12 protein-coding genes are annotated in these 12,397 nt (G+C 64.4%); 3 read left to right on the top strand and 9 right to left on the bottom strand.

Translation table 11 applies throughout. The features are described 5' to 3' along the window. Positions 1–218: 218 nt before the first annotated feature. On the top strand, positions 219–1,115 hold the full coding sequence (locus HYR72_09360; GenBank protein MBI1815173.1) for a c-type cytochrome: 897 nt from the start codon (positions 219–221) through the stop codon (positions 1,113–1,115). Positions 1,116–1,160: 45 nt separating this feature from the next. On the opposite strand, the gene HYR72_09355 is transcribed toward HYR72_09360, so the two are convergent. From HYR72_09355 to HYR72_09320, 8 genes are all read right to left on the bottom strand, one after another. Continuing rightward, positions 1,161–1,346, bottom strand: a complete 186-nt coding sequence (locus HYR72_09355) for a hypothetical protein (GenBank protein MBI1815172.1) — start codon at positions 1,344–1,346, stop codon at positions 1,161–1,163. A 238-nt stretch (positions 1,347–1,584) separates the two neighbouring features. After that, complete coding sequence (locus HYR72_09350) at positions 1,585–2,538, bottom strand: hypothetical protein (protein ID MBI1815171.1); 954 nt, start codon at positions 2,536–2,538, stop codon at positions 1,585–1,587. Continuing rightward, positions 2,535–3,389 carry a molecular chaperone TorD family protein gene (locus tag HYR72_09345; protein MBI1815170.1) on the bottom strand — a complete coding sequence of 285 codons (855 nt, stop codon included), beginning with the start codon at positions 3,387–3,389 and terminating at the stop codon, positions 2,535–2,537. Before HYR72_09345 ends, HYR72_09350 begins: the two co-directional genes overlap by 4 nt. Next, complete coding sequence (locus tag HYR72_09340; protein ID MBI1815169.1) at positions 3,373–4,650, bottom strand: nitrate oxidoreductase subunit beta; 1,278 nt, start codon at positions 4,648–4,650, stop codon at positions 3,373–3,375. Before HYR72_09340 ends, HYR72_09345 begins: the two co-directional genes overlap by 17 nt. Positions 4,651–4,671: 21 nt before the next feature. Beyond that, positions 4,672–4,980 (bottom strand): hypothetical protein, encoded by a 309-nt coding sequence (locus HYR72_09335; protein ID MBI1815168.1) that lies wholly within the window; start codon positions 4,978–4,980, stop codon positions 4,672–4,674. Positions 4,981–5,069: 89 nt separating this feature from the next. After that, positions 5,070–8,522, bottom strand: coding sequence for a molybdopterin-dependent oxidoreductase (locus tag HYR72_09330; GenBank protein MBI1815167.1), 3,453 nt, complete (start codon positions 8,520–8,522; stop codon positions 5,070–5,072). Positions 8,523–8,759: 237 nt separating this feature from the next. Beyond that, positions 8,760–10,328, bottom strand: a complete 1,569-nt coding sequence (locus HYR72_09325; protein ID MBI1815166.1) for a c-type cytochrome — start codon at positions 10,326–10,328, stop codon at positions 8,760–8,762. Between the two features lies 1 nt (position 10,329). Continuing rightward, positions 10,330–10,782: a hemerythrin domain-containing protein gene (locus HYR72_09320; GenBank protein MBI1815165.1), complete on the bottom strand. Its 453-nt coding sequence runs from the start codon at positions 10,780–10,782 to the stop codon at positions 10,330–10,332. Positions 10,783–11,048: 266 nt separating this feature from the next. Between HYR72_09320 and HYR72_09315 the strand changes: the two genes are divergently transcribed. After that, the gene (locus tag HYR72_09315; protein ID MBI1815164.1) at positions 11,049–11,336 is read left to right on the top strand and encodes a hypothetical protein; all 288 of its coding nucleotides are present in this window, start codon (positions 11,049–11,051) and stop codon (positions 11,334–11,336) included. Positions 11,337–11,346: 10 nt separating this feature from the next. On the opposite strand, the gene HYR72_09310 is transcribed toward HYR72_09315, so the two are convergent. Then, a complete protein-coding gene (locus tag HYR72_09310; GenBank protein MBI1815163.1) occupies positions 11,347–11,517 on the bottom strand; it encodes a hypothetical protein in 171 nt (56 codons plus the stop codon). A 682-nt stretch (positions 11,518–12,199) separates the two neighbouring features. Between HYR72_09310 and HYR72_09305 the strand changes: the two genes are divergently transcribed. Continuing rightward, entirely contained in the window at positions 12,200–12,346 is a 147-nt protein-coding gene (locus HYR72_09305; protein MBI1815162.1) for a hypothetical protein, read from the top strand. The last annotated feature ends 51 nt before the right edge of the window (positions 12,347–12,397 follow it).

Here is a 12,397-nt window from a genome sequence, read left to right as displayed (position 1 = left end):
GGCAATCGTGCCGGTGTGAAGGCGGGCGGCGGAGACGGGTTCGACCGCAACGTTTCGCAGCTTTGGGATGCCTGTACTGCTCGCAGCTTCTCACGCGCGGGAACAGTGTCGCGGCGCAGGGTCCTTGAATCGTGGCTCGCAACCTGCAAGTTCGACGTTGGCCTACATCGTTGCCAGCCGCAACCGGTCGGCGTCGGATGGTGCCGAGTTAGGAGGGGATGATGCTGAGCGATCGATCCATTGCTGTTACTGTCGGACTGCTGCTGCTCGCGTGCGGCTTCGGTGCGGCGCGCGCTGCTGAAGCCGGTGAGTCGGCCAAGAAAATCGATGGTGCCCAACTCTATCGACGGCAATGCGCACCGTGCCACGGCGTGAGCGGCAAAGGCGACGGGCCGGACGCGACCATTTTCGCCGCCCCGCCGCGTGATCTGCGCGAGGGGTTTCTGCAAAAGTACACGAGCGAGGAACTCGTCCGTCGCGTGCTCGATGGCCGGGCGCTGGACCTCGCGCTTGATCCACCCGCGCTGCGGGCGCAGGCGGCGGCGGTGGAGGATCTCGTCGCCTATCTCAAGCGCTTGCCGTCGATCGACTGGCGCGCGATCGAACCGGGATGGGAGTTGTATGTCGACCGCTGCGAGATGTGTCACGGTCCGGCCGGCCAGGCGGGCGCGATGTTGCCGCCAGGGGTGAAACCGCCGCGCGATCTCGCTGATCCGGCGTATCAGCGGTCGCTCACCAATGACGCGCTCACGATCGCAGTGCGGCACGGACGCAAGCACATGCCGGCGCTCGTCCCGCGCCTGTCGCAAGCCGACGCCCAGTCGATCACGAAGTTCGTCCGGCTCCTGTCACCCGGCTTCGCGCTCTACGAGCGGTACTGCGCCAACTGTCACGGTGAAGAGGGCCGCGGTGTGCCCGCCGTCGGCGATGCGATCCGAGTGCCGAGCGTGCTCTTCGATCGCAGCTATTTCGCGCACCGCGACTCCGAGCAATTGCGCACCGCGGTCTGGCACATGCTGGCCGAGCAGAAGCCGGTGATGCCACACTTCCGCTATGGCCTCACTGAGGCCGAGGCGACGGCGATCGTGGAGTATCTGAAGACCAGCGAGAAGTGACCAGCCCCCACTACGGGTGGTGCGGTGCCCGTTCGATCAGTCAATTCAAGATTTCGCCAAGATTTCGAGCACTCGCTCGGAGGGGCGGGCGATGACTGCTTGTTTGCCGCGGATGATCACCGGGCGCTCCATCAGCTCGGGGTGATCGAGCAAGAGGGCGATGACCTGCTCGCGCGATTGATAGCGCTGCTCGTCGAGGCCGAGCTCTTTGAAGCGCTTGTCCTTGCGCACCAGCGCGGCTGGTTCTCCACCGAGCAGCCCGAGGATGCGAGTGAGAGTGGCCCGATCGAGCGGTTGCTTGAGGTACTCGATGACGTCGCACGCGACGCCGCGCTCGCGCAGGATGTCCAGCGCGCCGCGCGACTTCCCTCACCCAGGGTTGTGGTAGACGAGCACGCGTTCCATGGTGCTCGCTAGCTAGCGAAATGCGTGGCCGTCCGCAACGCTCGCGAGCTGAGACGGCTGGGTCTCACACGGTGTTGTGCGCATTCGGCAAGCGCTCCGCGGCGGCGATTGACATCGGGCGAGCACGGTAGAGGTCGGCGCACTGGCGGCACAGGCCATCGGTGGGTTGCCAATCGGCAAAGTCCTGCGCGATGCACGCGACGACCTCGTTGGGCAGATCTTCCGGTGCGGGTTCGGGGGTGTAAGTGGAGAAGCGGCACAGTGGGCAACGTCCGCCGGCGACCAAACCGCGCGCGGCACCGCGCGCGTGCGGCGTAAGCGCGAACGCAACCAGATCCGCATGCGAGCAGGTGGTGCTATCGAAGAAGTGCTCGAACGTTTCGTCTGCCTCGGCGTCGCCGAGACCCGGGAACGCTGCAACGAAACCGCGGTGCGCAACCGCCTTCGCATCGGGGCTGGCGACGCCGCGGCGGTGGAGGCGGCCAGCGATGCTGACGTTCCACAAAGCCCGGTAGCGATCGCGGAGCAGTCGCTCGTACGATGGGCCACCATCGACACTCGGCAGGGTTGGCTCGTAGCCGAACGCCGCGTCGGCCATGTCTGCGACGTGCAGCAGCTCGAAGCGCAACAGCGTGAGCAACGCGACTGGATCGTCGAACGACACAACGCGCAGGCGGATGAGGACCGTGCGCTCACAGATGCTGCCGTCACTCGCGACCAGCAGGTCCGCGCCTTCGTCGGAAGGCAGCGCGGCGCGAGTCACGAAGCAGCGTACGCACGTCTGCGCCAAGATCGGCAATTCGCCGAGCGCAGCGTCGATCGGTCCGCCCAGTTCGAGTTGCGCGAACCAGCGCTGGTGAAATTGTTGGAACGTCTGCTCGCGTTTGGCTTCGTTGGTGATGAGGTAGAGCCGATCGCGCTCGCGCCGGAACGGGCGCTCGGCGCTGTGGCCGGCGATCCGGCGCAGCACCGCTTCTTCGATCAGCGAGGGTTCGGCGACGATCGGCAACGTGGTCATGCGATCCCAGCGCCCGCCGGGCAGGTGCCGTCGGCCGCGGCTTCGCAACCCATTGGGGTGGCGATTGTTGCGGGGTCGGGCCGCAACGGTAGGCCGGGCGTGCCGAGCGTGATGTCGCACCGCCGGCAGTCACCCTCAACCAGCGCGTGCAGGAGATCGGCCAGGGCGCGGTACAGGCCGCTGGATGTGGCGCGCGCCAGTCGGGTCGCGAATGCCGGCACGAAGCGTCCGACGTGATCGTGCAGAAACAACTCGGTGGCGCCCGCGGTGGCCGCGCGCATCTCCTGGTCATCGTGCGCAATCGCGTAGGCTTCCTTGCACGCCAAGAACGACAAGAACTCACACTCGCAACTCACGTGATCGACGCGCTCGTGCGCGTCGGCCCGCATCGCTAGGCCGAAGGCGTGCAGGAAGCCGGCGAGGTCGGCCATCTCTTGCGGCTGTTGGAACAGGGCTTCGCTACCGTACTCGGTTTCGTACGCCGGCACCTCGCCGCGCGCCGTGTGACCGAAGAGGCGGCGGTAGTCGCCGGCGAGCGCGGCGAGGTTTCCGTCGAGCTGCGCGAGCGCCGCGGCAAGTTCTGCGAGCGTTGGCCGACTGGTAGGGGCGACGCATGCGTCGCCCTCCGATCCAGCCAAGCTGAGGTCGAGTCGACGTGCGGCGTCGGCCAAAGCGCTCGCTGCGTCGGTGGTCGTCAACCGCGTGATCGTCTCGCGCGTGGGTGGTTGGAAGCCGAGCGCGAGCGCGGAGTAGAGCGTCGCGCGGCAGAGCGCAAGTTCGGCCGCTTCCGCGCCCTCATCGCAAGCGTCGCTCACAGGGCGAGGGAGAACAGATTCAGATGGAGTTCGCATGCTGGCCTCCGCGGATATGCAGCGGCTCTTCGACGGTGGTGCGGAAGAGTTCCCGGCCGTCTTGTCCGAATGCGATCACCGTGTCGTTGTAGATCGTGACGGGTTTACCGCGCAGCGCGCCTTCGTAGATCTTCGGCCCTTCTTCGACTTCGTAGCGGAAGATGATCCGGTTCGAGCGGCGGAAGAGCTGCAGCACCGCGAGCAGTTCGCGATCCGGGTTGCTGTAGCGCTCGATGGCCTGATCGACGCCGGGGCCGAACATCTGGCGCAGGTAGGGACGCGGTACCCAGCGTGGTGGAATGTAGTATCCGTTCGGCTCGGTGCCGAACTGCGGATAGAGCGGGAGTGCGACCTTGGCGACGTGCACCAGGTAGTAGAGCGGGTGCTGCCGATCTTCCGCCCAGGTACCTTCGGGATTCATCTTCACCAAGCCCTGCATCCGGATCTGGCCGATGCACGCCGCCATGCAGCGAGTTTCCATCGGCTGGCCCTCGCTCTCGGGATCCTTCCCTTCGACGCGCGGGTAGCAGGCGATGCACTTCTCCGAGGTGCGAGTGTTGCCGCGGTACATGGTTTTCTTGTACGGGCAGGCTTCGACGCACTTGCGATAGCCGCGGCACTCGCTCTGATCGATCAATACGATGCCGTCCTCAGGCCGTTTGTAGATCGCTTTGCGCGGGCATGCGGCGAGACACGCCGGGTAGCTGCAGTGGTTGCAGATCCGCGCGAGGTAGAAGAACCACGTCTTGTGGACGGGCAACTCGACGCCGGTTGGGTTGTACTGCATCGGCTTGCCGCGCTCGCCGACGGGGTTGTCTTCGTAGATGTTGGGTGAGTTCCACTCTTCGTCGGTGGGCAAGTAGCCGAGCACGCGGGCGCTGTCGGGGGTGAGGTTTTTCTGTCCGGCTTCGAAGATCGTCTGACCTTGATACTCGCCGTAGGGTGCGTGCGGATTGTCAGCGGGCGCATCTGTTAAAGGCTGCCAGCGCTGTCCTCCGGGGTTGGCCTTTTCGAGCAGTTCGAGGATGCGCGCGTCCCAGAACTGCGGGTAGCCGCCGTAGGGTTTGGTCTCGACGTTGGCCCACCACATGTGCTCCTGACCTTTGTTGAAGGTCCAGGTCGACTTGCAGGCCATCGTGCAGCTCTGGCAGGCGATGCAGCGGTTGATGTTGAAGACGAATGCGAACTGACGCTGCGGGAACGCGGCGTCGTACGGGTACTCCATGTCGCGTCCGAGTTGCCAGTTGTGGACTTTGGGCATGGTCGTCTCACTCCTCTCCGATCAACTCCCTCTGGGAGAGGGAGTTGCAGTGTCCGCATCGCGATCCACCAACCGCACTCGGCCCCAGATGGCGATGCACTCGTCGACGATCGCCACGATGGCGTCGTGGCCGAGCGCTTGATAGGCGCCGTGGGCACCGCCGTAGAACGGGTTGCGGAACATCCACAGAATTTGGTCGCGGCGATGGCCGAAGCGGGCGAACTCTTCGGCGAACGCGTAGGCCATGTCGCGCACTTCCTCCGGTCCGGCCGGTAGCACTACGCCACGCAGCTCGTGGGGATCAGTGGGATCAGGATCGTTGAAGGGCATGGTTACTCCAAATGCGGAATGCGGAATGCGGAGTGCGGAATGCGGAATGTCAGAGACGGTTGATGCCTTCATTCCGCATTCCGCATTGGTCACGTTTTCACCAACTCTCCGCTGATGTAGAGTTTCATGAACTCGCTCTCGTTGTCGGGGGTAAAGCCGGTGGTGGCGGGTTTCCAGATGCCCTTGCCGCCGAGGCCGCCGTCTTCGGCTTTGGTGACGCGCACGAGGGTTTCCTTGGGCACGGTGTTGACGGCATGGTTGTCGGCTTCGCCGCCAAAGATGAAGCCCATGAACACCTTGGCCTTGTGAAAGAGCGTGTCGGTCTGGTGCATCGGCATGTGCCAGTTGCGGGTAACAGACTGCTGCGAGCCGTAGCGTAGGTTGGATTGATAGCCGGTGTTCTCCGATAGCGCGCGGCCGTCGGGCCGGGTCTCGTGCGCCTTCACGCTGCGTTCGGTTGCGATGAACGGCGCGTGTTTCATCATCACGCAGTTGTACGGATAGGCGTGGTTGTACTTCACGCGCAGCATGCAGCGCGAGACGCGGTAAAACGGATCGCTGGGCTTGGCGCCGAGGTACGGACGGTCGGCGGGATTGGCGTCGACGTAGACGTAGTCGCCGTCGTTGATGCCCAAATCGCGCGCCGCCGCCGGGTTGATGTGGAGTTGATGCTCGCCGACGCTCGGCGCGCGTTTGTCGAGGCGATACGGATCGCCGAAGTTGGAATCGTAGAGCATGTGCCAGTCGACATTCGACCAACTGCTGTGGACGCGGTGGCGCGACTTCGGGGTCAGGCAATAGAAGTGGAACCCCTTCTCCCACAGGAAGTTCTTGGTCGTCTTCACCTTGGTCCACGGCATCTTGATGTTGCGGATGGTGCGGTCGTCCCAGTGCTCGGCCTTCTCCGAGATGCCGTAGTCTTCGGGCCGCACGAGAGGGTTGGTGCTGACGATCACGTTCGGCAGGTAGGGCGTGGCTTCGGGTCCTTCGCGGTGGACGATGAAGTTCTCGCCGTACTCGATCGCTTCGGGTACGTCGGCATACGCGTGCATGCGACCGGTGTCGGTGTGGAACGGCTCGCTGTCGTGGACCTGTTCGTAGAACGGAATGCGCGGGTAAGTGCGGAAGTTCATCAACGCGCCGCCCGGCGGCCCGTACTTGCCGGCCATGATGTCAGCGAGCTGATAGCCGACGGTGGTGGTGCTGGTATCGAGCAACCGCTGAATGTAGATCCCGCGCTGCGCGGGTGCGGCGAACGCAAAGTAGTCGTCGAAACGTTTGTCGCCGGTGACCTTCGCCATCGCGTTGGCGATGCCGGCAAGGATCATGAGGTCGTCCTTGCTGTCGAACACCGGCGGGATGCCGCCCTGCCAAATTTGCAGAAATGGATTCGAGCAGCTCGCAGTGATTTCGAGGCCCTCGAATTCGAGCCACGAGTTGGCCGGCAACGCGAAGTCGGCATACTCGATCGAGGCGGTCATCTGAATGTCGATCGAGACGATCAACTCGACGTTGGGGTTGACGTTCTTGATCATGCCGTACGCCCACTTCGCGTTGTTGATCAGGTTGACGTTGCTGAACAGCAGCGCCTTGGTGGGCGTCGGCATGTGGGTCTCGCCGGTGAAATTCTTGCGGCCGAACTTCGGCGTGTTGACGATCAGCGCCTGATCGCCATGATTCCAGTACGCGGGCTCTTCGTCCTTGGTGTAGGCGTGCGCCTTGATCACCTTGCCGGGCGCGTGGGGGTCGAGATTGATCTCGAATGGATCTTCGGCGATCCAGCCTTTGAAGCCTGGGCCGGTCCACGGCGAGCCTTGGAACAACGCCGCCTTGTAGTTGCCCGCCCAGGTGTGACAGCCGGCGCCGGGCTGGCCGATGTTGCCCGTGAGCATCAGCGGCAGGTACGCCGCGCGATTCATCTCGGTGGCGTGGAACCAGTGATTGATACCCTCACCTTGATGAATGGCCACCGGCTTCATCGTCGCGATGTCTTCGGCGAGTTGCTCGACCAGGTTCTGCGGCGCGTGGGTAATCTCGCACACGGTCTTGATGTCGTAGTCCTTGAGATGAATCTGGTAGAGCGACCACAACGTCGCGACCTCAACCGTCTTGCCGTCGGCGAGCTTCAGCTTGAACGAGCCCGCGAGAACAGGGTCGATGCCGTGGGTCGTCATCGTGTCGCCGACCTCGTCGCGCGTGATCGCGCGCGGAGCGTTGGTCTTCGCGTCCCACACGACGTAGTCGCCGAGTGTGTCGTGCTGCTCTGGCTTGAGCCCCTGGATCTTCATCGATGGCCCGTCGGGTGACAGGGTCGATTGGTAGCCCGGAAACACTTCGTGCGCGCGCACGCGCTTGAGGGTGTCCTTGCGCACCAGCAGCGGGAAATCGGTGAAGCGTTTGACGAATGATTCGTCGTAGTGCCGTTTCTCGATCATCAGCCGGGTGATGCCGAGCCACAGCGCGGCATCGGTCTGCGGGCGGATGGGAATCCAGTAGTCGGCTTTGGTCGACGGCGGACCGTACTCGGGCGCGATGACGACGATCTTGGCGCCGCGCTCCATGCACTCGATGAACCAGTGCGAGTCGGTGAGTTTATTCTCGACCAAGTTCTTGCCGTCCATGACGATGAGCTTGGACGAGCGCAGGTCGTTGAAGTCGCAGTCCGAGGCTTGCAGCCCGTGCACCCACGGATGCCCGGGGGCCTGGTCGCCGTGCCACGTGTAGTTGGAGAAGTTGCGGCCGGCGCGCGCCTGCTCGTGGTCGACGCCGCGGATCTTGGCGTCGAGCAGCGCCATCGAGTTGTTGAGGCGATACATCCCGTACTTGCCGATGACGCCGAGCAGCCCCATGCCGCCGCGCATCTTGAACGTGCGCGTGCCGGCGCCGCCCATCGCCTTCACCATCTCGGGCTGGTAGCCCTGGGCGAGGAGCCGCTTGGCGCCGGCATCGCCGCTGTAGCTCGTGGCGATGGCGTTGAGGGCGCGTGCAATGCAGTCAAAGGCGTCTTCCCACGCGATCTGCACGAACTCGTCTTGCCCGCGCGCATCAAAGAGATACTTCGACTTCAGCTCCGGGGTCAGCTCGGGGAAGCCGGCATCGCACCACGCTTTCCAGCCGCGTCGTACGATCGGATGGCGCAAGCGATAGGGACCGTAGAGCACACGGTGGAACGTGTAACCCTTGGCGCACTGGCGCGGGTTCCAGTTCACGCTGGCGTGATTGCCGTAGAGGTCGGCGTACTTTTGGTAATCGTAGGTCGCGCCGAGGCGGGTGACGATGCCGTTGCGCGTATACGCGCGCACGCGGCAGGCGTGGGTGTCGTTGGGGGAGCACACCCAATCGAACGAGGCGTCGTAGCTGTACTGATCGCGGTAGATCTTCTCCCAGCCGCGCGCGACCGCGCCGGCCAGTGGGTTCTGATCTGGATCGGCAGCGGCCAGCAGCCGCAATGGGATGCCGGCCGCCGCGGCCGTGCCTGTGCCGATGCCGAGCCAGCGCAGAAAGTCACGCCGGGTCAGATCGAAGAAAGATTGGTCGCTCATCGCGGACCCTCCATTGCGGGTTCCCTCTCCCCGAGAGACTGTCGATGTGTTCTGAGGCGTAGGGGTGATGCATGCATCGCCCTCCGTCTTCTCCGCAGTGACCACGTTGATTCGCGGGCGACGCATGCGTCGCCCCTACAAGGAACGGGAACTCTGCTGGAAAACGGCACAGCGACCGAGTTCATCTACGGTCTCCCGAGGGGGAGGGGAAGAAGCCAAGTCGCATCATCGCCATCCTCACGGGTCGATCTTCAGTTCCTGCCAGATGGTCACCGATTTCTTGCCGTCGCGATCGCCGGCGGCGCCGTTCCACACGGCGAAGGCGACCGGAACACTCGACCCCGGTTGCAGGGTTACCGCGCCTTCACCTTTGGCGACGAGTTCGCGGCGGAAAATCACGCGATACGAATCGGTGCCGTAAACCCCCGTGGCGCTCACCGCTTGATTCATCTCCGGTCGTGCACGTAAGGTTCCGAAACCTTGCGCGACGAGATCCTCGGCGGCGCTGGTGCGCAGCGGGTTCGCGACGATGTTGCCCGCGCCCCACGCGGTGACGAAGGTCGGATTGAAATCGAGCGTCAATGCGTGCCGGGACGGCTGTTCGAGTGGCGACTTCGATACGTTGGGGTACGAGTCGATGCCGAGGTTGGGGTACACCTTCTCGAGATCTTGGAAAGCCGGTTCGAGGTCGGCTTGCCGCTCCGACTTCCACATCCAAATGTTGACGAACTGATTCTTCTGCCCCATGGCGAAGAACGGCGGATCGGGCGTCCCCGACAATTCGATCGCGGCGGCATCGCGGAAATCCTGCGGCCGCATCGCGGTGGCATCATGCGTCGCATCCGTCCACACCAGTTGCAGCGCGATCTCCGTGCCGTCGTGCAGCGCGCGCACTGAGAGTTCCTCCGGCCGATCGTAGCGCCACCACAGCGGCATGAGATGGAGGTTGACCACGGGGGTGCGCGCCCACACGCCGGCGTCGGGATGATCGGGCAACGCAGCGACCCGGGTGACCGGAATTGTGAACCGTCGCATCTCGGCGCGGGCGCGTTGATCGTCGCTCGACAGGGAGCGGATGAAATGCGTCAGGTGCCACGCATCTGGTCCGTAGGCCCACTCGCTCATCGGCATCGGCGTGCCCGGCATGCCGGCGACGATGCGCCGATAGAGGTCCTGCGGTTCGGGGCTGCCGTTGAAGACACCGGTGGTGAGATCGCGCGGACGAATCGGATAGTCGGCTTCGTCGCGCTGATCGGTTGCGCCGTCGCCGTGGCCGCTGGCACCATGACACGACGCGCAGCCGTCGCGGAACAACTCGGCCGCGCGCGCCTTCGCTTGGTCATCGTAGGCCGGTTCGGTCGGTACGGAGATCAGCCCGCTGCCCTGGCTACCTTCGCTTGCCGGTTCGCTGGCGGGTTTGACGACGAGGGGAGATTCCGCGAGCGATTTGACGTAGGCGACCAGCGCCCAGCGCGTGTCTTCCGGTAGGTAGCCCCACGCCGGCATGGCCGAACCCGGCATGCCGCGCGAAATGGTGCGGAACAGATCGTCGTCGGTCGGCACGCCGTCCCAGGTCGAGACCAAGCGAAACTTGCCGGTGCGGAAGTTGCGCGGTCGCGGATACAGCAGATACGCCGCCGGTCCATCGCCGCGCCCGTCGGCGCCATGGCACGGCGTGCATTGCTTCTCGAATACCTGCTTGCCGAGCGCGAGCGCCTCGGGCGTGGTTGGCGCGGCTCCGGCGGCAGCCACCGCCGCCATTGCCACAATCGCCACGATGCCGGCCGCGAAGGCGACGGGCTTCATGTCACACCGCGAGTTCGGCGCCGGCGAGCCGGGCCGCTCGCGTGTCGACCTCGCCCTGCTCGGTGACACTCAACAGGCGCGCGGCCATCGGAAACAGGATGCGATCCTCTTTGGCGATGTGATCGCGCAGGAGGTGAATGATCTCCGCGACATTTGCGCGCTGGCGGTTGTGGTCGTCTCCGCGTACCGCTGCGGCGAGATCGCGGAGCAAGTCGCCGAACGCCACGTGCTCCGCATTCATCACCGCCAACGGGCCCTGGACGAGGCTGAGGTGGCGCGCCAACACCGGAAACAGCGCGCGCTCTTCGAGGGCGAAGTGCTGCGTAACCTCGTGTGCGAGATACGCACTGAACTCGGCGAAGTCGCCGCCGTCGGTGCTGGCAGACTCGATCGCGGCGAGGCGCCCGAGCACATCGCGATGTTGGCGGCTGAGCCGCTCCATGGTCGCATTCATTCGGCTCTCCTTCCGCGTGCTGAGTGGAGCTAACCCCGTGCCACTACTTCGGCCGCATCGGCACAGCGCCCATCACCGCCAGATGACGCCTGCCATTCCCGACTCTGGGAGGCTGCGAGGACTCAATGATGCGAATCATGCAAATCGGCGCCGCGGAGGCGCGCGCATCGCTCGCCGGCGCGCATCAGGAGTTTGCATGACCAATGTCAGTGCCGCTGCGGCATGCGGAGTTATGAACAGTGTCGGCGTGAAGGAGGGTCGGTCAGATGGACCCAATTGTGATGATGGGCCTCGGATTAGCGTCGGCGCTGCTGACATGTCTAGCCATTCTATATTCGATGCGAGACGCGACGTGGTCGGCGCCGCGAGTTGTGTCCGAGTCGGTGTGGTGCCCGCTGCACCGCCGCCAGGTTGCAGTGGACTTTCTCGAACGGGTGACAACCGGGATGTCCTCCCGTTCAGTGCAGAATTGCCCGCTGCGCGGCGTCGAAGGCTGCGGCGAAGCGTGTTCCGAGACCTCGCCGAGCGGCGCGGCCTATCGCAGCGCTTCGTAAACTTCGAAGATCAGGCCAACTGCGCCGTCAGGTCGACCGTCAATCGATGCGTGCCGACTTGGCGACCTTCCACCGAGAAGTCGCCTTGCACGTCGCCACCTGGGCCGAACGAGCCGTCGTTGTCCGTCCCCTCGCCCCCGGTGTTGCCGAGCGGCCGCGTTGGCCTTGATGGGACAGACAATGATCCCACCACAGAGGCACGGAGACGCGGAGAGGAGGACCGAGCGAGGAATCAGGAAGGAGAGCTCCAAAATTCATTATGGATGGACTTACGCACGGAGCTCCGATCGTTGTCTCTGCGGCTTCCTCTGCGTCTCGGCGTTCTCTGTGGTGAAGTTTCTCTTGTCTCATCAAGGTTAGCTTCGGGAAGGCCACGTCGACCGGGATCGGCACCCGGCCCGACTGCGTGGCGAGGCCGAAGGTGAATTCATACGCGGAGAAATTGTTCGCGTCGATGATCACGCCGCGGTCTTGCAGCTCCTGCAGCGAGAGCGGGCGCGAGGTGACCGAGGTGACCAAGTTGAGCAAGTCGAGATTGATACGGTCGAGCACGGTGATCGGCACGAAGGCGCGAGCAGCGGGCAGAATGTCGTGACCTTAATCGTCGGTGAGGCGCAAGTGATCGACGACGTACGGCCCCGGCTGCGCGAGCGGCGGCGTGACGAGCGGCTGCCCCGGCGCGACGGGGTCCAACTCGATTGATCCGGCTTCCGCGCCGCTCCCCGAACCCTGATCCCCGCTCCCGAGAGCGTGCCGCGCACCAGCACGGTGCGATTGCCGAAGACGGTGGTCGGATCGGTGATCGTAACGCCGCTGGCATTCACGAGATGCGTGGGAATCTGGAAGCTCGTGCTGATCGGCCCTTGCAACCGCGGGATGCCCTCGGCGACGCGCAACTGCGCGTCCTGCGCGCCAGCGATCTTCACTACACCCGCGCCGATCTCCGTCTGCGCGGAGACACCGGCAGAGAGCCCAAGGAGGAGCAGCGTTGCCGCGGCAACGCATCGTAGCTCTCGGTGTGTCGGTCGTTTCGTCACTGCTCCTCGCTCGCCACTATCAAT

Source organism: Deltaproteobacteria bacterium, from assembly GCA_016178705.1.
GTDB lineage: Bacteria > Desulfobacterota > Binatia > HRBIN30 > JACQVA1 > JACOST01.
Note: the sequence above shows the minus strand (reverse complement) of the source record. Positions and strands in the feature narration are given on the sequence as shown.

Excerpts from the sequence above, each read along its gene's own strand:
- HYR72_09325 (MBI1815166.1), bottom strand. The coding sequence starts at position 10,328 with ATGAAGCCCGTCGCCTTCGCGGCCGGCATCGTGGCGATTGTGGCAATG.
- HYR72_09345 (MBI1815170.1), bottom strand. The coding sequence starts at position 3,389 with ATGCGAACTCCATCTGAATCTGTTCTCCCTCGCCCTGTGAGCGACGCT.
- HYR72_09320 (MBI1815165.1), bottom strand. The coding sequence starts at position 10,782 with ATGAATGCGACCATGGAGCGGCTCAGCCGCCAACATCGCGATGTGCTC.
- HYR72_09335 (MBI1815168.1), bottom strand. The coding sequence starts at position 4,980 with ATGCCCTTCAACGATCCTGATCCCACTGATCCCCACGAGCTGCGTGGC.
- HYR72_09330 (MBI1815167.1), bottom strand. The coding sequence starts at position 8,522 with ATGAGCGACCAATCTTTCTTCGATCTGACCCGGCGTGACTTTCTGCGC.
- HYR72_09360 (MBI1815173.1), top strand. The coding sequence starts at position 219 with ATGATGCTGAGCGATCGATCCATTGCTGTTACTGTCGGACTGCTGCTG.
- HYR72_09340 (MBI1815169.1), bottom strand. The coding sequence starts at position 4,650 with ATGCCCAAAGTCCACAACTGGCAACTCGGACGCGACATGGAGTACCCG.
- HYR72_09350 (MBI1815171.1), bottom strand. The coding sequence starts at position 2,538 with ATGACCACGTTGCCGATCGTCGCCGAACCCTCGCTGATCGAAGAAGCG.
- HYR72_09315 (MBI1815164.1), top strand. The coding sequence starts at position 11,049 with ATGGACCCAATTGTGATGATGGGCCTCGGATTAGCGTCGGCGCTGCTG.